This window comes from Undibacter mobilis (genome assembly GCF_003367195.1).
GTDB classification, from domain to species: domain Bacteria; phylum Pseudomonadota; class Alphaproteobacteria; order Rhizobiales; family Xanthobacteraceae; genus Pseudolabrys; species Pseudolabrys mobilis.
The window spans coordinates 2,469,435-2,488,463 of sequence record NZ_QRGO01000001.1; the positions used below are offsets into that span (position 1 = coordinate 2,469,435).

General features: G+C 65.0%; 16 protein-coding genes. 5 read left to right on the top strand and 11 right to left on the bottom strand.

The window, feature by feature from the left end; all coding sequences use genetic code 11:
- Positions 1–8 precede the first annotated feature (8 nt).
- On the bottom strand, positions 9–4,277 hold the full coding sequence (locus tag DXH78_RS11620; RefSeq protein WP_115517181.1) for an apolipoprotein A-IV repeat region-like domain-containing protein: 4,269 nt from the start codon (positions 4,275–4,277) through the stop codon (positions 9–11).
- 501 nt (positions 4,278–4,778) lie between these two features.
- On the opposite strand from DXH78_RS11620, the gene DXH78_RS19885 reads away from it, so the two are divergent.
- Positions 4,779–5,132 carry an Hpt domain-containing protein gene (locus DXH78_RS19885; RefSeq protein WP_168192783.1) on the top strand — a complete coding sequence of 118 codons (354 nt, stop codon included), beginning with the start codon at positions 4,779–4,781 and terminating at the stop codon, positions 5,130–5,132.
- Positions 5,133–5,230: 98 nt separating this feature from the next.
- On the top strand, positions 5,231–5,551 hold the full coding sequence (locus tag DXH78_RS11630) for a 2Fe-2S iron-sulfur cluster-binding protein (RefSeq protein ID WP_115517183.1): 321 nt from the start codon (positions 5,231–5,233) through the stop codon (positions 5,549–5,551).
- A gap of 3 nt (positions 5,552–5,554) precedes the next feature.
- Here the strand turns inward: DXH78_RS11630 and DXH78_RS11635 are convergent, their stop codons facing one another.
- The 4 genes from DXH78_RS11635 to DXH78_RS11650 all read right to left on the bottom strand — a co-directional run bounded on the left by DXH78_RS11635 (position 5,555) and on the right by DXH78_RS11650 (position 10,934).
- Positions 5,555–6,646: an alpha/beta hydrolase family protein gene (locus DXH78_RS11635; RefSeq protein ID WP_115517184.1), complete on the bottom strand. Its 1,092-nt coding sequence runs from the start codon at positions 6,644–6,646 to the stop codon at positions 5,555–5,557.
- A gap of 44 nt (positions 6,647–6,690) precedes the next feature.
- Positions 6,691–8,082, bottom strand: a complete 1,392-nt coding sequence (locus DXH78_RS11640; protein ID WP_115517185.1) for a hypothetical protein — start codon at positions 8,080–8,082, stop codon at positions 6,691–6,693.
- Positions 8,083–8,221: 139 nt separating this feature from the next.
- The gene (locus tag DXH78_RS11645; protein ID WP_115517186.1) at positions 8,222–9,592 is read right to left on the bottom strand and encodes a hypothetical protein; all 1,371 of its coding nucleotides are present in this window, start codon (positions 9,590–9,592) and stop codon (positions 8,222–8,224) included.
- Between the two features lie 154 nt (positions 9,593–9,746).
- Positions 9,747–10,934 carry a GNAT family N-acetyltransferase gene (locus DXH78_RS11650; protein ID WP_115517187.1) on the bottom strand — a complete coding sequence of 396 codons (1,188 nt, stop codon included), beginning with the start codon at positions 10,932–10,934 and terminating at the stop codon, positions 9,747–9,749.
- A gap of 117 nt (positions 10,935–11,051) precedes the next feature.
- On the opposite strand from DXH78_RS11650, the gene DXH78_RS11655 reads away from it, so the two are divergent.
- Positions 11,052–12,227, top strand: coding sequence for a vWA domain-containing protein (locus tag DXH78_RS11655; RefSeq protein ID WP_115517188.1), 1,176 nt, complete (start codon positions 11,052–11,054; stop codon positions 12,225–12,227).
- Positions 12,224–12,829 (top strand): hypothetical protein, encoded by a 606-nt coding sequence (locus tag DXH78_RS19640; protein WP_147292620.1) that lies wholly within the window; start codon positions 12,224–12,226, stop codon positions 12,827–12,829. The genes DXH78_RS11655 and DXH78_RS19640 overlap by 4 nt, the downstream gene beginning before the upstream one ends.
- Before the next feature lie 416 nt (positions 12,830–13,245).
- On the opposite strand, the gene hemN is transcribed toward DXH78_RS19640, so the two are convergent.
- From hemN to DXH78_RS11670, 3 genes are all read right to left on the bottom strand, one after another.
- Positions 13,246–14,598: an oxygen-independent coproporphyrinogen III oxidase gene (gene hemN, locus DXH78_RS11660; RefSeq protein ID WP_115517189.1), complete on the bottom strand. Its 1,353-nt coding sequence runs from the start codon at positions 14,596–14,598 to the stop codon at positions 13,246–13,248.
- Entirely contained in the window at positions 14,568–14,789 is a 222-nt protein-coding gene (locus DXH78_RS11665; RefSeq protein ID WP_115517866.1) for a ChaB family protein, read from the bottom strand. Before DXH78_RS11665 ends, hemN begins: the two co-directional genes overlap by 31 nt.
- 175 nt (positions 14,790–14,964) lie before the next feature.
- Positions 14,965–16,407 carry a hypothetical protein gene (locus tag DXH78_RS11670; protein WP_115517190.1) on the bottom strand — a complete coding sequence of 481 codons (1,443 nt, stop codon included), beginning with the start codon at positions 16,405–16,407 and terminating at the stop codon, positions 14,965–14,967.
- A 330-nt stretch (positions 16,408–16,737) separates the two neighbouring features.
- Here DXH78_RS11670 and DXH78_RS11675 point away from each other — a divergent pair, with 330 nt between their 5' ends.
- A complete protein-coding gene (locus DXH78_RS11675; RefSeq protein ID WP_115517191.1) occupies positions 16,738–17,160 on the top strand; it encodes a hypothetical protein in 423 nt (140 codons plus the stop codon).
- A gap of 84 nt (positions 17,161–17,244) precedes the next feature.
- Here DXH78_RS11675 and DXH78_RS11680 read toward each other — a convergent pair whose 3' ends face one another.
- The 3 genes from DXH78_RS11680 to DXH78_RS11690 form a co-directional block, all read right to left on the bottom strand.
- Positions 17,245–18,000 (bottom strand): class I SAM-dependent methyltransferase, encoded by a 756-nt coding sequence (locus DXH78_RS11680; protein WP_168192784.1) that lies wholly within the window; start codon positions 17,998–18,000, stop codon positions 17,245–17,247.
- 112 nt (positions 18,001–18,112) lie between these two features.
- A complete protein-coding gene (locus DXH78_RS11685; protein WP_168192651.1) occupies positions 18,113–18,409 on the bottom strand; it encodes a hypothetical protein in 297 nt (98 codons plus the stop codon).
- Positions 18,410–18,467: 58 nt separating this feature from the next.
- Entirely contained in the window at positions 18,468–18,992 is a 525-nt protein-coding gene (locus tag DXH78_RS11690) for a PRC-barrel domain-containing protein (RefSeq protein WP_115517194.1), read from the bottom strand.
- Between the last annotated feature and the right edge of the window lie 37 nt (positions 18,993–19,029).

Below are 19,029 nucleotides of genomic sequence, written 5' to 3' on the forward strand. Positions count from 1 at the left end.
AAGGCCGCTCAGTCGAAGCGGCCGGCCGCGTGCGCCAGCATGGTGTAGACCTTGCCGGTTTCCGAGGTGAGGTAGGTGCGCGCCACCACCTGGCCGCGGTCGTCGCGCGAGACTTCCTCGAGCAGCCGTTCGAATTCGCCGATATAGCGATCGACCGTCTGCTTGAATTCGCGGTCGGCGCGATATTTGCGGCGGATCTCGTCGAAGGCCTGCTGGCCCTGCAGCGTGTAGAGACGGCGCGTGAACACGTTGCGCTCACCGCGCTTGTAGCGGTCCCACAGGTCGGCCGCGGCTTCGTGGTCGATCATGCGCGCGATATCGACCGAGAGACTGTCGAGCGACTCGATCGAGTGCCGCGCGGGGCGGTCGTCGCTGCGCACGGTGTCGCGGGCGGGTTCGCGGACCGCGTCGCGGCCATAGTCGCGGGCCGGCTCACGGATTTGCGGCTCGCTGTCCTCGCGTGAGGCGCGCGACAACAGATCGCTGAGCCAGCCACTCTTGCCGCCGCCCGATGGCGCCGGTGCCGGGGCAGCCGCTGCCGGCGGCTCGGGGCGGCGCGGCGGTTGGGCGAAGCTGGCGATGTCGCGCGGCGGGGCCGGGCGGGGCGCCGGTTCGCCGCGCGAAACCTGTTCGCGGCCGCCGATGACGGCCAGCGCCGGCTCTTCACGGAAGCGGCGCTGCGCCGGCTCGACGGCGTCGATATTGCGGCCGTGGCGGGCAACGATGCGGTTCAGCTCGGCCAGCGCCTCGATCTGATCGACGATGGCGCGGCGCATTTGCGCAGCGTTCTCGGCGGTCTCCTGCGGCAGTTCGAACACGCCGCGGCGCAGCTCGGTGCGCGTGGCTTCCAGCTCGCGCTGCATTTCCGCCGCCATCTGCTTCATGTCCTGAACCGTCTCGGCATAGCGCTGAGCGGCGTCGCGGAAGTAGGCCTCGGTGTCTTCCGACGACTGCTCGTAAAGGCGGCGCACGCCCTTGGCGGCGTCGGCAAAGCGTTCCTGCAGGCCGCGGAACATCGATTCCGACTCTGACGAGGTCTGGGTGTAGACCTTGTTCATGGTCTCGAGCGTGCGGCGCCGTTCGTCTTCCGCGGTCTCGCGCACGATTTCGTATTGCTCGGTGATGGCGCGGGTGCCGTCGGCGCTCGATTCCGACACCAGACGGGCGACTTCGCGGGCGCGGGCGGAGGCCGCCTCGAGCGATTCATCGAGCAGGCCGGAGAAGCGCTTGAGGCGCTGCTCGATATCCTCGGTGCGGATGTCGAGGGTGGCGACCAGCGAGTCGAGCTGCGCGCGCCGTTCGTTGACGTGATCTTCGGTCTTGCGGTTGCTGTCGTCGATGATCGCGGCGGCCTTGGCAAGGTCGCGGCCGTGAGCGTCGAACTGGGTGGCCAGCTGGCCGAGATCGCGCAGCGCGTCGGCGGTGAGGCCGCGGAAGCCGGTGATCGTCGTCTCGATACGGTCGGTTGCTTCGGTGGTCGAGCCGTTGACGCGCTCCATGGCGTCGACGAATTCCGACACGCGGCGCATCAGGGTGTTTTCCAGCGCGCTCATGTTCTCGTGCGAACCGGACAGCACTTCCTGCAACATGATGTTGGCTTCGCGCAGGCGCTCGAACAAAGCGGTGGTGTCGGAACGCAGCATGCCGTGCGTTTCCATCATCTCCGTAACCGTTGAGGTCGCGGTTTCGCGCGAGCGTTCGATCGCCTTGGCGGCGGTCTCCTGCAGGTCGGTGAGCGTGCGGGTCACGGTATTGGCCGCGCTTTCGCCGGCGGCGTTGATCATGCGGGTGATCTCGGCGCCGTTCTCGGTGACGGCGCGGCTGAAGGCCAGGCCCTTGTCGCTGATCTCGTTGAGCGCCAGGTCGGCCGCCTTGGTGATGTCGGCGGCGAACTGCTGGCTCTTCTCGGTGAGGGCGCTGAGCACGCCGGAGCTGCTGTCGGAGAGCACATCGGCCATTTCGCTGGTGCGCTTGCCAACCGTATCGGCGATCTCGTCGGTGCGCGCCACGATGGTGCGGGCGACCTCGTCGGACAGGCTGGTGAGCGTCTTTTCCGCGCTCGCGGCACTGTCGCGGATGGCGTCGGCGGTCGAGGTTGACAGCGCGCTGAGCGCGGCTTCGGCTTCCGACGTGTTGGTCTTGATGGTGTTCGACAGCGCCTCGACGCGGGAGTGCAGCGTCTCGGCGGCGGCGGTGGCGCGGCTCTCCAACTCGTCGGTGACGGTCGCGGTGCGGCCGACGAGGAGTTCCTCGAAGCGGTTGATGCGGCTGTCGAGCGTTTCGGCGACTTCCAGCGCCCGCGAGCCGAGCGTCTTGTCCATCTCGCCGATCTTGGCGCCGATGGTGTCGGCGACCTCGGTGCCGCGGGTGTTGATGGTGCCGGTGATGTCGGTGATGCGCTTGTCGAGCGCGGCGACGATCTCGTTGCCGCCTTCGTTGAGCGTGTTGGCCAGATCGGTGACGCGAACGCCGAGCAGGTCCTCGAACTGGACGAGGCGCTTGTCGAGCGTGCCGGCGAGGGCGTCGGCGCGGCCGGTGACGCGGTCGTCGAACGAGTCGAGATAGGCGCGCATGGCCGCGGCGACGTCGTCGGTGCGCTGACCGAGGCGTTCGATCAGTTCGCTGCCGTACGTCTTGATGGTGTGGTCGAAGTCGGCGACGTTGCGGGTGATCAGGCTGCCGAGCGCGCTGGAATCGCGCGCGATCGTTTCCGACAGCGCGGTGCCGTTCTTGTCGAACACCGCTTCGAAGGCCTTGAGGCGCTCGATGAGCATCGCCTCGGTCTGCTCGTTGCGGTTATCGAGGCTGGCCGACAGCATATCGGCGTTGCGGCGGAAGGTGTCGGCGATCGACTGGCTGCGGGCGGCCAGCGTTTCGTTGGTGACCGAGCCGGTCTGTTCGATGCGGTTGACGACCTCGTTGCCGCGGATGCTGATGGCCTGCACCAGTTCCTCGGAGCGGGCGGCGAGCTGGTCGGCGATCTCGGCCGAATTGCGGCCCAGCGCATCGGCATACTGCTCGGAACGGGCGGCCAGCGCCTCGGTGATCTGCTGCGAGCGGGTCGCCATGGTGTCGACGGTGCCCTGCGTCTTCTGCGCGAAACCCTGCGCCACCTGGTCGAGGCGCGCGGTCATCATCTGCTGCAGGCGCGCCGCCATGTCGGCATATTCGTCGTGGATGTGTTCGGACTTGAAGCTGAGGCTCTGTGACAGGCGATCGCTCGCCGAGGCGATCGACGAGGTGGCGCGGTCGCTGGTCGCTTCCAGACGCTCGAGCAGCGTGGAGCCGCGCTCGCCGAGCGCGTCGATCATCGAGTCGCCGGCATGGCCGAGCGCCAGCGTGATGTGTTCGCCCTTTTCGGTGAGCGTGCGCGTCACGCGCTGCGCGACGTCGTTGACCTTCTCGGCGACCAGATCGCCGACCGACGTGATGTCGTGCGACAGATCGAGATGCACGGCGCCGATCGCCTTGCGCACCTGATCGGCCTGGCTGACGAGGGTGTCGCGCTGGTTGGTCAGTTCGGACAGAAGATCGCGGATGCGCACTTCGTTGTCGTTATAGGCGCGCTCCAGCGCCGACACTTCGTTGTGCACCAGCGCCTCGAGCTCGGCGGCGCGCGCCAGCGCGCGCTCGACGCCGTCGCCCATGGCGGTGACTTCGCGGCGGATGGCCTGGCCGACCGAGACGATCTGGTCGCGCGCGGCGGTTTCCGGCTGGGCCAGCCGCATCGCCACTTCGGCCATGGACTCGGCGACAATGCGCAGATCCTGCGAGCGGCTGAACAGATGGGCGAGCACGTAGAAGAAGATCACCGGCACGATCACCGCGCTGGCGATGCCGGCGACGGTGGCCACGCCGAGGTTCGGCGCGTCGAGCATCGGCAGGAGTTCGGCGCGCGACAGGTAGACGAGCGCGGCGGCGCCGGCAGTCCAGGCGAAGGCGGCGATGGTGGCCATGGTGTAGGGCGCGCGGGCGCGGCGGCCGCGCAGCGTCTGCAGAATGGAGCCCATCGAGGCGGCGTCGTCATTGGCCGGCAGGCGGGGGACCGAGTCATTGCCGGCCCATTGCGGCGCGGCTTCCGGTTCGCGGAACAGGTCCGGCGTCACCGGCGGGGCATCGAATTCGAAGGTGTCGTTCTTGTCGGGCGCGGCCGGCGCGACCGCCGTATCGGCGGCCGGCTCCTTGCGCGGTGCGGTGATATGAACGTTGAGCGCGTCCTCGAGCGCGGCCATTGCCTGGTCCGTTGCCGTCTTGGACTGCTGCGGGTTGTTCGCCATATCGGATCGCCTCGTGTTACGCCGCACTTCAGAAAACAGTTTGCGGCTCATTCAGACGAATTTGCCGCAATGTATCGGGACCCGCGCCGCGCTTGCGCCGGGGTCCATGAGATGCCGGGACGGGAGCTTGTCCGCTTCCACCTGATCGCCAGAAATTCATCCTATCGTGTTGGCAAAGCGAAAGAAACCGGACCGCTAAGGATGTTTTAATCATCGTTAATGGGCCTTAACCATGGCCCTCGCGCTGTCCCGTAACGTGCCAAGATGCGGGACGGACAGGAGTTTTCGCGATGCAGCCGGCCGCCCCCGGCGGAGGAGGTGACGGCGCTATTGCGGCGACCCCATGGCAAAGCCGGGCCGGGGTCTTTCCACGGTTACGCCGGCCTTAACCACGGTCCTGAAGTTCCGCCGCGCCTGTGCCCGGACCGATGCCGGAATTTACCGGACCTTGGCAGGCCCCCCGGCACACTGGGCGCCGAGACGGATGGCGGAGGGACAGCCATGGAAAGCGCGGCGCAAGTTGACGACACGGTGGTGCTGGATCGCCAGCATCTGGCGCGGATGACGCTGGGCAATCGCAGCCTCGAGCACGAAGTGCTCGAACTGTTCGACCGCCAGGCGGAACTTCTGCTCGGCCGGATGCGCAAGAGCGACAGCGACGGCGTTTATGCGATGGCCCATGCGCTCAAGGGCTCGGCCGCCGGTATCGGCGCTGCTGAAGTCGCCCGCGCCGCGGAGCTGACCGAGCGCGCCACCAAGGGTTCGGCTGAAGAGTGTTCGGCGGCGATCGACAGGCTGGCCGGCGCGGTGGACAAGGCCCGCGCCGTCATTACCGAGCTGCTCCGGCAGCGCTGAGGCGTTTCCGGCTACGGCTGGCCTTCACACCGGAATGACGATATAGGGGGCGCGCCCGTTCTCAGGGCGCTTTCCCCACCACGTTCCGACCTCGTCCCATGGCCAAGATTACGTTTATTGATTTTTCCGGCACCGCGCGCACCGTCGATGCCGAAAGCGGCTCGACCGTGATGGAAGCGGCGATCCGCAACAACATTCCCGGTATCGAGGCCGAGTGCGGCGGCGCCTGCGCCTGCGCCACCTGCCACGTCTATGTCGAGGAAGACTGGCGGGCGAAGACCGGCGAGCCGTCGCCGATGGAAGAGGACATGCTCGACTTCGGTTACGACGTGCGGCCGAACTCGCGGCTGTCGTGCCAGATCAAGGTGAGCGACGATCTCGACGGGCTCGTCGTGCGCACGCCGGAGAAGCAGGCTTAGTCTTTACGGCGCCGGCGCATTGTCGACGAAGACGATGTCGCATTTTCTCTTTTCGTCCTCGCAGAGTTTCAGCGCGCCGCGCCGCGCATCGTCCATGCTGCGGCGGCCGGACTGCCAGCCGAAATAGCCGTCGCTCGATACCGCGAAGGCTTTGGACCCCAGCGCCAACCGATAGCGATCAAAGGACTCGCGGCCGCGTGCGTTGAGTTGCGACGGCGGCGCCAAGGCCGGCAGCGGCGGCAGCGGCGCGGGTGCAGCGCGCTGGGTCAGATTGTTGTCGGCGAGGAAATTGTCGACGTAAGCGGTCCATCGCGGAATGCCTGATATCGAAAACAGGCTGTGGCCGTCCTTGCCGAAGGCCGGTGCGCGGATGAACTGAACGCGGCCGCCGTCCGCTTTGAACGCGTCATGGAATTTCTCGGCCAGTTTCGGCTCGAAGAAATGATCGTTCGCGGTGTAGACCCACAGCATGGGCAGACGCGACGTCTTGCCGAAAACGCCAAACGCATCGACCAGACGATTTTCGGTGCAGACATCGAAATCGGCGCGCGAGCCGCGGCCGCCGGCGAAGTTGATTGCCGCAATGAGACCTGGCGGCGGATCGGCGGCGAGCGCCACCGTGCCAAGGCCGCCGGCCGACTGACCGACCGCGATAACGCGCGCCGCATCGACATCGGATCGTTTGCCGAGCGCGACAATCGCGGCCTTGATATCCTGTGCGGCAGTGCGACCGGACCTGACGTAATCGGGATTGTCGCAAGGTCCCGAGCCTTCGGCGAGGCTGCCGCCCGACGCACCGTAACCGCGGCGCATGACGACGGCGACCGCAAAACCGCGCCGCGTGAACTCAAGGGCAAGAAGATAGACGCTTCCCGGAGTCATGTTCGGCCGATCCTCCGCCTTGCGCGGCGCGCCGTGGCTGATGATCACCAGCGGATAACGTCCCGGCTCGGCGGGCCGGACGAACAGCGTTTCGAGGCCCTTCGGTCCGGCCTCGGCCATCGGCAGGCGCAGATCTTCACGGATGTAATCCTGCGCGGCGGCTGGCGCCGCCAGTAAAGCCAGCCATACCGAAACCAAGGCGAGCGCGCGCATCGAAATCCCCCGAGATAACCCGGGGGACTATTAACACAGCGGCGTCAGCTTTTCTGTGAAACGTGTGTGAAGCGCCGCGCCAGCATGACGGCCACCACGAACGGCGCCAGCAGAACCAGCCGGCTCTGATAGCGGTCGACCGGATGCGAGAACACGCCGCAAATGACAGCATTGGCGGCGAGCGCGGCGAACAGAACGAGGCACAGCGCATAGGCCCGATCGGAGACGCCGAGCCGGCGGCGGAAGATCATCGCCAGCGCCATCGCGGCGAGCGCAATATAAGCGACCGGCAGATGCAGCTGGTTCAGCGGCTCGACATCGAAAGGCTCGGCCTGCTGGCGTGCGGCCAGCAGCGTCGGATAGAGTTTCGGGAGAAATTCTTCGAAAGCCCAGCGGGTCGGTCCATTGTCGTCGATGCCGACTTCGGTCTGAAACGAGAAGAACTGCGCCGCCGCCGCTTCAATGGCGGTGGCGAGATGCATCGCCGGGTATTCGGCGAGCGTTTCGCGGATGATGCGCTTGGCTTCCGGTTCGTAGGCGTCCCAGCCGCCCATCTTGTAGAGGGGCGATCCACCCCACCACAGCCATGAATCGGCGTCCTCCACGATCTCGTCCTTATAGGTGCAGAGCCGGATGGACGGATCGGGGCAGTGGTCATTGAGATAGCGGTTCACGATGCCGTCTTCGACAAAGCGGCCGAACAGAAAGCTGGTGCCGCCGGGCGTGAATGCGAAATTGCCGGTGATCAGCAGGTTCGACACCGGGCACAACAGAATGCCGGCGCCAACCGCCGCAGCGGCAAAGGTGAGACGCGCGCGCGGCAGAGCCAGCAGGCGAAGGTGAGTCAGCGCCATCGCGGCAATCGCGGCAATCACGGCGATGAACAGGCCGGCGGCCGCCATGTGACTGGCCATGGCAAAGGCAACCACCGCGCCGAGCAGCCAGCGTTCCCAGCGGGCCAGGGCCGTATCGGCATAGGCGAGCAGATAGAGCGCGAGCGCCGCCGCGGCGAACAGGATGTCCGGCATCAGTTGTCCGGCAAACCACGGCAGGCTTGTGCCGATGCACAGGAGCACGACGATGCCGAGCGCCAGATAAGGCCGGCCGCCAAGTCCGTTGACGCGCAAGGTGACGACCACGAGCCAGGCCATCAGCGCGGCCTGGGCCACCACGCAGGGCCAGAAGGCCAAAGGTATGCCGGCATTGAGAAACAGGCCGTAGAGCGCGGAGCGGCCATTGGCCAATTGCTGCACCATCGGCGCGGTGAAGTAGCCGCCGGTGTCCGGGAAGATGATGGGAAAGCCGTTCCAGAGCGCCGGCGCCAGCATGGCGGCGATCATGCCGGCCGCGGCCACGATCCAGGCGATGGCCGATGTTGCGGCGAAAGGATGTCGCGCAATCAGCGGCTCATGCCGTGCGATCTGAATATCCGCCATGGACGACCCTACGCCGGCGACCTGTCCAACAATACAAAAATGATAAGCCGGCCCGCCTTGCGGCCCTTGATGCAAAGCAAGTTACGGGCCGCGAGATGAACGCGAGCCGAACGATTTGGTTCGGAGGGCTTTGATTAGATCAGGTGGCCAAGATGTCGCGGGCGACGGTCGGGGCCGCCGATCCCTCGCGCTGCTGGTAAAGCCGGAGCAGGGCCAATCCCGCGACGAATACCGCCAGCCAGACGATGCGGGCGCCATAGCGGTCGTGCGGATTGGCCAGCCCGCCGCAGACGAAGGCGTTGGCCAGGAGCGCCAGAATACAAACAAAGGCCAGATCGCCAAAGGCGCGCGGCAGGCGGCCGGTCCAGCCCATGATGAGGATGACCGGCAGGAAGGCCATCGACACCAGCGCGACCGGATAGTGCAGGGCGTTGATCGCCGTGAATGAAATCTCGCCCTTTTGCTGGCGCGCCGCCCACATTGCCGGTTGCAATTGCGGCGCCCAGTCCTTGACGATGAAATAAGTGTGCCAGATCCAGTTCACCACGCCTTCGCCGGTGCGCACGGCGACCAGTTGTTCGGCGGTGGCGATGATGGTGGTGCGCAATACATCGAGCGGGAAATCGGCAACCGAGCCGACGGCGACTCTCTCCATCTCCGCGCTCATGCCGGCGAAGCGGCCGAGCTTGTCGAAGTCCTTGTTGGCCCAGAACCAGTCGTCGGCATTGTCCGGCAGCCGGTCCTTGATGGCGCACAGCTTGATCGTGGCGTCGGGGCAATGCTTGTCGAGATATTTGGGAACGATGCCGGCCTGCAGCATGCGGCCGAAATACATGGAGAAGCCGCCGGGCGTCCAGGCGAAGCGCTTCACCAGCATGAAATTGGTGCCGATCACGATGACGATGCCGAGCACGACGGCGAGCACGCCTTGCGCGACGCGCATGCGGGGCAGCCGCGTGCGATCGAACACCGTCAGCACGATCGAGGCCGCCGACAGCAGCAGCATCACCGCCAGCGTGGCGCTATGAGTGGCGCAGGCGCAGGCGATCAGCACGACGAAGGTCCAGCACTCGAAGCGCGTCAGTTGATCCGAGCGCGCCAGCAGCATGTAGAAGGCGAGGATGGCCAGACCGGCATAAATGTCGGTGAGAAGGATCGCGGTGATCCACGGCAGCGTCGAGACGACGGACAGAACCGCAATGATGCCGAACACCAGCATCGGCCGGCCGCCGTAGCCATGCGTGCGCAGGACGACCGCGACGATCCAGATCGTCAGCAGGGACTGGAAGACGATCACCGGCCAGAAGGCGAAGGGCACGTTGGCGGTCAGCAAGAGGCCGTAGAGCAGCGGCCGGTTGATCAGCAGCGTGCCCTCGTACCAGCGCGCCAGGTAGCCGCCGGTGTCGTATTCGAGCAGCGGAAAGCCGTTCCAGAGCGCGGGCGCGATCAGAAGCAGGGTCGACAACAAGGTCGCCACCGCCCAGAGGGCGTGGCTGCGGGTCATGGGCATCGCGAAACGGTTCCGGCCGTCAGGAACACCGGCCGAATCCCGGCTGTCCCCTCGTGAGGAGGGCACTCATCCAAGACAGTTATGGCGCGGTCAAGGCCCGATCGCGGCGCAATCCCGGCGTGTATGCCGGCGCAGCGCTGAGACACAAATCCAGTCAGCGGCCGGCAACCGACAGCGCGAGCCTGCGCAGCGGGGCCGGCAGGCGAACCAACACGGCCTTGGCAACCGGGGTCAGCCGGAGCGCCGCCGTCAGCGCATGGCCGGCCGGGCGCACGGCGTGGCTGTAGTCGGAAACGGGCGCGGCGTCGCGGCAATAGCTGCGCTTGACGTCGTCGGCCGGCGCGAGAAGGTCGTAACGGGCAAAGCCATTGTCACGGCACCAGGCGATGGTGTCGGCGACCTGGACCCGGCCCGGACTGTGGCGGGCGAACTCGTCAGCAACGGCGCCGATGAAGGCATACCAGCGGTCGCCGGCCGTGAAAGCCACCTCGTAAGCTGCCGGGCGGTCTGAAACATGCAGCACGGCGAGGTTGAGCTGCATATCGCCGTCATGATCGGCGAGGCGGTCGATCGCGCTTTCCCAGTGCTCGCAGCCGACCACACTGCTCGGCAGACGGCGCGCCTCAAGCCAGCGCCGCTTCAGCGTCAGCGCCTCGCGCAGATGATCGCGCGCGGCGGCGCCTTGCGTCACCGTCAGCCGCAGTGGCCCGAGCGCGGAGAGCTTGCGGCGGGCGCGTCGCACCTGACGAGGTTCTTCATGGGCCTGAGGGCCGGCGATATCGAGAAACGGCGCTTCGTCACCGTTGAAAGCGATCGCGTGCTGGCGCAGCACGGGTGCGATGCGGGCATCGCCGCGCACCTTGCGCAGATGCAGCGCGTCGATGGCGCTCGGGTCGGCGGCGGCGTGGAACGCGGCCTCGATGTGACGCTTTGCGGTGCCGGGCTCGCACAACGCGTCGCCGTACTGGATCAGCGGGTCACCGAGAAAGCGCGCGACCTTCACGCCGAAGCGGGTGCCGATGACGGTCGGCAAAATGACGACCGGGCGGCCGCCATGGCGCACGACGGCGACACGGGGGATTTCACCGGCCTTGAGATGTATCTCGGCCGCGGCGCGGGCCATCGCCAGCGACTGGAACGGCGTTGCCGAACCGCCGGCATTTTCCAGCGCCTGCCAGTCGTCGGCCACCTGGTCGATCGCCTCGGCGCCCTGAAATACGGTGGCGCCGGCCGCATTGGCCGTGGCCGTCCAGCTGCGCAGGCGGCCGGCCAGCGCCGGACCGATGCTGGAGGCGGCGTCGGCAACGAGGGCCACATCTTCGAGGAACAGAACGCTCAGCATGGGCTCTTTGTGGTTCTTGACCGATCGGGCTTGGGGCCTGACAGTCCCACAAAGTGGTTTAGCGTCGGTACCGCCGGCCGCGACTTATCGCCGCGAGGCGGCTTCAAGAGTTAACGGATGTTCGTCAATTTCTTTCACGATCTCAAGGCGGCCGGCATTCCCGTTACGCTGCGCGAGTATCTGACGCTGATGGAGGCGATGGACGCCGACCTCGCCTCGCGCCGCGTCGAGGATTTCTATTATCTCGCCCGCGCCGCGCTGGTGAAGGACGAGCGCAACCTCGACAAATTCGACCGCGTGTTCGGCCAGACTTTCAAGGGCCTCGAATTCATGGGCGAGGCGGGGATCGAGGCGAACATTCCCGAGGAATGGCTGAAGAAGCTCGCCGACAAATTCCTCACCGAGGAAGAGAAGGCGCAGATCAAAGCGCTCGGCGGCCTCGACAAGCTGATGGAGACGCTGAAGCAGCGCCTCGCCGAGCAGAAGGGCCGGCACCAGGGCGGCTCGAAATGGATCGGCACCGGCGGCACGTCGCCGTTCGGCAATGGCGGTTACAATCCCGAAGGCATCCGCATCGGCGGCGAGTCAACGCATCGCCGCGCCGTGAAGGTCTGGGACAAGCGCGAGTTCAAGGACCTCGACGACAATGTCGAACTCGGCACCCGCAACATCAAGGTGGCGCTGCGCAGGCTGCGCAAGTTCGCGCGTACCGGCGTGGCCGAGGAGCTCGATCTCGACGGCACCATCCAGGGCACCGCGCACAAGGGCTATCTCGACATCCACATGCGGCCCGAGCGGCACAATGCGGTGAAGGTGCTGCTGTTCTTCGACATCGGCGGCTCGATGGACTGGCACATCAAGGCGACCGAAGAACTGTTCTCGGCGGCGCGCACCGAGTTCAAGCACATGGAGCATTTCTACTTCCACAATTGTCTCTATGAGAAAGTGTGGAAGGAGAATCGCCGCCGCTTCCAGGACACGACGCCGACCTTCGACGTGCTGCACACCTATCCGCACGACTACAAGGCCATCTTCGTCGGTGACGCATCGATGTCGCCTTACGAGATCGCGGCGGTGGGCGGCTCGGTCGAACACAACAACGACGAGGCGGGCGCGGTGTGGATCGACCGCGTGCTGCGCAATTATCCCTCCGCGGTGTGGCTCAACCCGGTACCCGAGCGCGAATGGGACTTCACGCATTCGATCGGCATGATCCGTCAGCTCATGGGCGGGCGGATGTATCCGCTGACTTTGGACGGGCTCGACCGCGCGATGCGGGAGCTGGTGAGGTGATTTCCAATCAATCATTGTGTCGTCTTGTTGAACAGTACAAGCGACAATACCGTCCTTATCTCAGACGGGAGTTGGAGTATTTTGCCGGCAGCAAGAGTCTTTCAGAAGCGATCAAAAGAGCCGCATTGTCGACTTGCGCATGTGGAAGGGTTCTTTCGCATCAGCGTCGGAATGGCCGGAAGGTCTTGGGACTTGCCGAGAGTCGATTGCAAAGCGTTAAGGATCGAATCCGAAACGCCTCTGATTTCAAGGCGCTTCACTCGATCATTAAATTGGAAACGCGCACCGTAGAAAAGTTTGGTCCGCTGGCGGTCTATGACGTTGCTCTCCGGATCGGAGTCTATCGTGGCTTCTATCCGGAAAAAGTATTTTTACATACCGGCGCCCGGCGCGGAGCAAAATGCGAAGAAGTTACAGGTCACGAAGTTTCTCGGATCTCTTTCCGCACGCCTTTGCGATCTTTAGCGCCGCATGAGATCGAGAATTTTCTTTGTATCTTTGAGGACGTATTGTGTGGCGGTGTGAAGACAGCAGGGCGGCCGCGCAACAAGGATTGCAAAATTTGTGGGGCCAGAGAAATGGGAGAGTTGTGGCCTAGATGAGCGCCGTGAAATCTGGGGGCGGCGGTCCGCATTGCGCTGCGCTCCATGTGGGCTACAGGCGTGGTGCCAGGCAGCGGGCGGTACCTGAATCCATTGTGCTGGATCAATGCATTAACCCGAAGGTGCTGTAATTTGCATCTTTATGGGATGCCAATTCACCAACGCGATTCGACACGATCAGGCCGATGCGGGGCCACCGCCATTGGCCAGCCAGCCGGCGGCGACCAATCGTGCGGCCTGGCCGACGGGGCCGTTACCGGCGTGGGGTGTTGTCAGCCACGGCAGTCGGTATTCCGTCGCGCCTCCGCCGCATCCTGAAGCGGGGCCTGAGGCGACGGCGAACGCGGCGTAGCCGGGGCGCCGCGCGAAAGAACGCGTCACGGGCGGCCGCTGGGCCGCCTTTGTTTATTGGGCAATCACACCGCGATGGAATGGCGCTTCTGGGCGGCGGCCAGATAGGTGTCGAACACCGCGGCAACGATGCGGATGAACGGCCGTCCGGCCTCGGTCACCGCGATGCGCGCGCCGTTCATCGTGACAAGGCCCTGCGACGCCAGATCGGCGAGCGCGGTCATCTCGTTTTCAAAGCCGGCCGCGCCGCCGAAACGGTCGAGGTCGAGGGCCAGATCGCACATCAGCCTTTCGATAATGCTGGCGCGCAAGATGTCGTCGTCGCTCAGCGCCAGGCCCTTCACGGTGGCGAACGTGCCGCGCTTGATGCTGCGGGCATAGCCGGCGGTGTCGGGCGCGTTCTGCACAAAGCCCTGCGGCAGCTTGCCGATCGACGAGGCGCCCACGCCGATCAACGCATCGGCATCGTCGGTGGTGTAGCCTTGGAAATTGCGGCGCAACCGGCCTTCGCTCGCGGCGATGAACAGTTCGTCCTCGGGCAAGGCGAAGTGGTCGAGGCCGACCGCCTCGTAACCGAAGCTGGCGAACACCTCGGCGGCAACGCGCGCCTGTTCGAGACGCTCGGCCGCGCCCGGCAAGGTCGCAGCATCGATCAGCCGTTGGTGCGTCTTGAACCACGGCACATGGGCGTAACCGAACAGCGCGAGGCGCTGCGGCTCCAGCGAGCAGGCGAGCTCGGCGCTGCGCGCCACGTCGGCGGCGCTTTGCTTCGGCAGGCCGTACATCAAATCGAGATTGAGGTTTGCAATGCCGGCCTCGCGCAGAAGCTCGGCCGCATGCGCCACCTGCTCGAAGGGCTGCACACGGCCGATGGCGTGCTGCACATGCTCCGAGGCGTCTTGCATGCCGAGGCTGGCGCGGTTGACGCCGATCGTCTTCAAGGTGGCGACGACGGCATGATCGATGCGGCGCGGGTCGAGTTCGATGGCGTGCTCATGCAGTGCCGAGAGGTCGAATTGCGACGCGATCTGCGCGGCGATGGTTTCGAGCCACTGCGGGCCGAGGATCGACGGCGTGCCGCCGCCCCAATGCAGATGCGTCAGCCGCGCGCCGTTCAGCGCGCCGAGCAGTTTGAGTTCGGCGATCAGGTCTTCGGCGTAGGCGTCAACCGGCTCGGGGCGGCGCACCGCGCGGGTGTTGCAGCCGCAGTAGAAACACAGCTCGGTGCAGAACGGCACATGGATATAAAGCGACAGGCGCGCGCCGCGCGGCAGCGCGTCCAGCCAGGTGCGGTAGTCGGCGGGGCCGACAGCGGCGGAAAAGTGCGGTGCCGAAGGGTAGGAGGTGTAACGGGGCACGTTGCGCTCGGCGAGCGCCAGCGCGCCGTTCAGGAGACGAATTTCTGCCGCGGAACCCATAGCTCTCCGTCCTTCGCATAGCTTCGCTTGACGGCGGCCCAGGCAATCATGTGCGCGCGACGTTCACGATCGGCTTCACCAGCATGCGCACCGTAAGCGTGGTTGAACGCTTCCCGGTAGATGTCCTGCCCATGAGCCGGCAAGTGCGTCCGGACAGAAGGCGGCAATTCATGGTTGGTGCGGTAAGGCATGTCGAAAACGTCGTCGGCGGTTTCTGGGTACCCGCTGCGTTGCATTACGCTAGGCAGAGGCGCTGTTCATCTCATTGCGATAAATCAAGCGACGCAGGTAAGTTTCAGTTCCGACAATAAAAAAAGCGCCGGGCTCGAGCCCGGCGCTTGCCGCAATCCGAAAATCGCGGGCTCGTTACGCTGCGTTGGCGGCCTTGAGGTCTGCTTGATCCTCGGCGGCCTGCTGCTGGCGCTGCAGACTCATCACCTCGCGCATGACGCGGGCGAAGTCCTTGCGAGCGGTTTCCAGCGCGCCTTCGACCACGGCGCGGTCGAGCTTCTCGCGCTGGAGCGCGGCCTTGAGCTCTTCGATCGCCTGTTCGGCCGTGAGACGGTCGTTGCTGCGTTCCTTGCCGGCCGAGGCGAGCTGCGTCTGGAGCGCGGCGATGGTTTCCTCGGCGCGGGCGAGCGCGGCCTCCTTGGAATTGAAAGCGCGGGTCAGGGCGCCGCTGCGCTCCATCAAGGTGGCGCGCATCTGCTCGGTTTCCTTGAATTCGGATTCGCGGCGCAGCCGCTCGGCCTCGAGTTCGGCCACGCGCGACTGCAACGTGTCGCGCTCGCTCGCCGTGTCGCTGAAGCGGCGGTCGAGTTCGCGCATTTCCTCAGCGCGCCGCTGCAGGTGGTCGCGCGCCTCGATCAGGAGGCTGTCGGTCGACGCGGCGCGGGCCTGCAGCGCTTCGTAGCGCATGCGCTGGCTGGTGCTTTCGTGGCCGTGCCGCTCATGGGCCTCGTCGAGCGCCGCTGACAGGCGGCCGCGCTCATTGCTCAGTTCGGCGAAGTTGCCTTCGACCTGGCGCAGCCGCGCTTGCGCGGCGTTCAGGGACTGCTCGGTTTCCGAAATCTTGCGGGTCAGCCGGGCAGCCTCGACGCTCATCTTGTCGAGCGTGGCGTTCTGGGCGCGCTTTTCATCGTCGGCCATCATCAGGCGCTGGCGCGCCGCATTGAGGTCCGCCTCGAGCGAAATGATGCGCTTGCCCAGCGTGGTGGCGCGTTCGTCGAGCCGGCGGTTCTCGTCGCGCAGCACGGCATTCTCGCCGGCTTCGTGCGCCAACCGGCCTTCGAGATCGGCGATCTGGGCCCTGCGGGCGGCAATGTCGATGGCGATTTCGGCCTTGGTGGCCTCGACCGAGCGCAGCACGTTCTGCGTTGACGCCAGTTCCTGGCGCAGGTTGCCGATTTCCTGCTCGGCGGCCTGCAAGCGCTTCTCCAGTTCGGCGGATTCATTGCGCAGCTTGCCGTAGGCGGTGCGGGTGTTGTTGAGCACCGTCTGCAGGCTGTGCTTTTCGGATTTCTCCGCTTCCAGCGCGCGCAGCGTCTTGCTGACCGGATCGGCCAGTTTACCCACCGCCGCCTTGATGGCGTCGAGTTCGCCGATCTTGGCGTTGGCGTCGAGCAGCAGGTTGCGCAGCGCCTCGTTGTCGCCGCCGACCTGGGCGCCAAGCGCCGAGAACAGTTCTTCGTCGAGTTCGATCGGATTGCCGGCGATCGTCGCAGGTATCTCGGTTCCCGTCGGTGACGGTTGCGCCAAGGCATCGATGGTGCCCGACTTGCGGCCGAACAGCCCCCCGAACTTGCTCATTGTATTCCCCTGATGCGCCGATCCGCCCGGCCAAAGCGACGCACGAATCAATTCGTTTACTATTCCTAACAGAGTGTGAATTGCGAAGGGTAAACGAGGGGTTAACGCACGCCTTCAGATCATGAATATATTAATAAAATCAATACCTTGATTCTGTCTCTAAATTTCGGTGGCGCGGCGCGGCGGGGGGCGTTAAGGCGCTTGGGCTCTGCCTTCTGGCCTGTGAATAAACCCGCCGGCCCGGCCGCCTGTCGCTCGACTTATCGGGCGAAGCGGCTGAAAAGGGCAGACCTTTCGCGATTTTAAAATTCTTCCGGGGAGACAATCGACATGAAACGTTTCGTTGCGTTGGCCGCTGCCTTGATCGCGGCCACGACCTTGACCCTGCAGTCCGCCGAAGCCGGCAAGCGCCGCACGCACATCGACAACCGCCTCAAGGTCGTTGCGCTCGGCACCGGCGCCGCCGCCACCGTGGGCTACTTTGCCATCAACGAGTGGAAGTGGAAGTGGCAGGACGGCATCTTCCCGGGCCAGTGGGGCGCCATTGCCGGCACCACGATGGGCTGCGCCGCGGTTTCGCCGATGATCGGCACCGTCGTCGTCGGCCGTCCGTTGACGCAGCGCGAAGGCCACGTCCTGATCGGCTCGTGCATCGTTCCGATCATCGGCGGCTATCTGGTCAACGCTGCCTATGACGCCAACCCGCAGTGGGAGCCGCAGCCGGCGGTTGCCAAGAAGAAGCGCAAGAAGTAAGCGCGCTCTTTCTCGCTCAATCAAAACGCCGGCGTCGCGGCCATCGCGACGCCGGCGTTATCTTTTCTGGAAGCGTTTTTCCGTTCAGCTCTTTTTCGCGATGAAAAGACCCTCGCACAGGCGGAACGTGAAGGCGTCGCCGTCGCCGGTGGGCTCAAGCGTTGCTTTCACCGCCGGCGTCGTCTCGGTCAGCATGGCGCGCAGCAAACGCTGCATCGTCGCATCGTAACGCTGCGACCACGATTTGAATTCCATGGTCTTGTAGATCTGCTCCTCATGGAGGAGGTCGAAACCGGCCTGCTTGATGGCGACACGCCATTCGGCCATGGCCCAGGCGCGCAGATGGCTCGGGTCGCGGAAGCGTTCGAAGGCATTGATGTAATCGCCGACCGCCCCTTCCGGCACGACATTGTCCACGATCGCAAGCGTGCCGCCGGCTTTCAGCACGCGGTGCGCTTCGGCGAGGAAGTCGGGAATGGAGTCGAAGTGATGCGGCGCGATGCGGCAAGTGACGAGGTCGAAGCTGGCATCGTCGAAGGGCAGGGCTTCGGCCTTGGCGTAGGTCGTGCGCAGATTGCCGAGGCCGCGTTTGGCGGCCTCGAGCTTGACCATGTCCAGCATTTCCTGGGTGATGTCGGTAGCCCAGACGCGCGCGACATGCGGCGCGAAGGTGTAGGCGACGTGACCGCCGCCGGTGGCGATATCGAGGACGCGCCAATCCTTTTGCGGCGAGGTGAGGGTGACAAGGCGCTCCAGGCTCTTGCCGAGCGCGTGCGGCTTGGACGTCAGGTAATGGGCTGCGGTCTTGCCGAACTGTTCCTGAACCAGGGTCTTGCTCATGGCGGCCGTCCGTAGGCTGTGAGGAAACTCGTTCCTGCATAGCCCTTTCCGCGGAGCGGCGAAATGTCGCTTTTGATGCGACAGCTTTTCCTGAAGCGCAATAAACGCGCCGTCAGTCCTTCTCACCGCCGCGCATGTCGTCATAGCCATGCTTGTCGGAATAGAAGGCCAAAGCCATCAGGCCGCCGCCGATCAACAGCGAAAAGAACACGCCGCCGATAATGGCGAAGTATCCGTAAAGCGGGATTTCGCTGGCGAATTCCCACCACGACCGCGCGGCGAACCACAGCGAGGCGGCGCCGACAGCCAGAAGGGGAGCGATGACATACCATTTGCCCATGCGGGCGATATAAGCCCTTGAGGCAGCTTTGTCACATCGCCAGTCCTCGTAAAAAAGACGCCCAGCCATGAAACAGGGCTGGGCGTCTATCAGGTCATCGATAAACGCGATGGCTCGCGTTTACTGCTTACTGCTTCGGCGTGGCCGGCTTGGTGGCGGGCATCGCGCCCGAACCAGAGCCCGTGGCGCCCGAACCGGTGGTCGCGCGGGAGGCCGGTTCGTAATAAGCAAAGGTCGGCGCGTTCTTGAGCTGATCCTTGGTGTAGCTCACGGTGATCTTGTCGATCGACGCCGAGTCCGGCTTGCGCGTCACGGAAACGCTTTCGAACGGGAGGGCGACGTCCTTCTGGCCAACGCCGAGGAAGCCACCGACGCCGACGACTACGGCGTTGATCTTGCCGTCGCTGCCGATAATGACGTCGTTGATTTCGCCGATCGAGGCGTTATCCGGACCGTAGACCGAAGCGCCGATCAATTTCGAACCGCGCCAGTCGGTGGACGGCTGCGATGCGACGAAGCCGCCGGAGGTGGCGTTCATCGTCGACGATGCAGTCGGAGCGGGCGACGTGGTGGCAGTCGGAGCGGACTGAGCGAAAGCGGGGGCTGCGAGGACAGTGGCCAGCGCAGCGGCGGTCAGGGTGCGTTTCATCATTCGTTTTCTCCTTTTGAGCACGAATTGGTCAGGCAAA

What these genes read in the sequence shown, in the direction of transcription:
- DXH78_RS11620 (WP_115517181.1), bottom strand. Translation starts at nt 4,277, where the DNA reads ATGGCGAACAACCCGCAGCAGTCCAAGACGGCAACGGACCAGGCAATG.
- DXH78_RS11645 (WP_115517186.1), bottom strand. Translation starts at nt 9,592, where the DNA reads ATGCCCATGACCCGCAGCCACGCCCTCTGGGCGGTGGCGACCTTGTTG.
- hemN (WP_115517189.1), bottom strand. Translation starts at nt 14,598, where the DNA reads ATGGGTTCCGCGGCAGAAATTCGTCTCCTGAACGGCGCGCTGGCGCTC.
- DXH78_RS11640 (WP_115517185.1), bottom strand. Translation starts at nt 8,082, where the DNA reads ATGGCGGATATTCAGATCGCACGGCATGAGCCGCTGATTGCGCGACAT.
- DXH78_RS11690 (WP_115517194.1), bottom strand. Translation starts at nt 18,992, where the DNA reads ATGATGAAACGCACCCTGACCGCCGCTGCGCTGGCCACTGTCCTCGCA.
- DXH78_RS11665 (WP_115517866.1), bottom strand. Translation starts at nt 14,789, where the DNA reads ATGCCTTACCGCACCAACCATGAATTGCCGCCTTCTGTCCGGACGCAC.
- DXH78_RS11685 (WP_168192651.1), bottom strand. Translation starts at nt 18,409, where the DNA reads ATGGCTGGGCGTCTTTTTTACGAGGACTGGCGATGTGACAAAGCTGCC.
- DXH78_RS11680 (WP_168192784.1), bottom strand. Translation starts at nt 18,000, where the DNA reads ATGAGCAAGACCCTGGTTCAGGAACAGTTCGGCAAGACCGCAGCCCAT.
- DXH78_RS11635 (WP_115517184.1), bottom strand. Translation starts at nt 6,646, where the DNA reads ATGCGCGCGCTCGCCTTGGTTTCGGTATGGCTGGCTTTACTGGCGGCG.
- DXH78_RS11655 (WP_115517188.1), top strand. Translation starts at nt 11,052, where the DNA reads ATGTTCGTCAATTTCTTTCACGATCTCAAGGCGGCCGGCATTCCCGTT.
- DXH78_RS11670 (WP_115517190.1), bottom strand. Translation starts at nt 16,407, where the DNA reads ATGAGCAAGTTCGGGGGGCTGTTCGGCCGCAAGTCGGGCACCATCGAT.
- DXH78_RS19885 (WP_168192783.1), top strand. Translation starts at nt 4,779, where the DNA reads ATGGAAAGCGCGGCGCAAGTTGACGACACGGTGGTGCTGGATCGCCAG.
- DXH78_RS11630 (WP_115517183.1), top strand. Translation starts at nt 5,231, where the DNA reads ATGGCCAAGATTACGTTTATTGATTTTTCCGGCACCGCGCGCACCGTC.
- DXH78_RS11675 (WP_115517191.1), top strand. Translation starts at nt 16,738, where the DNA reads ATGAAACGTTTCGTTGCGTTGGCCGCTGCCTTGATCGCGGCCACGACC.
- DXH78_RS11650 (WP_115517187.1), bottom strand. Translation starts at nt 10,934, where the DNA reads ATGCTGAGCGTTCTGTTCCTCGAAGATGTGGCCCTCGTTGCCGACGCC.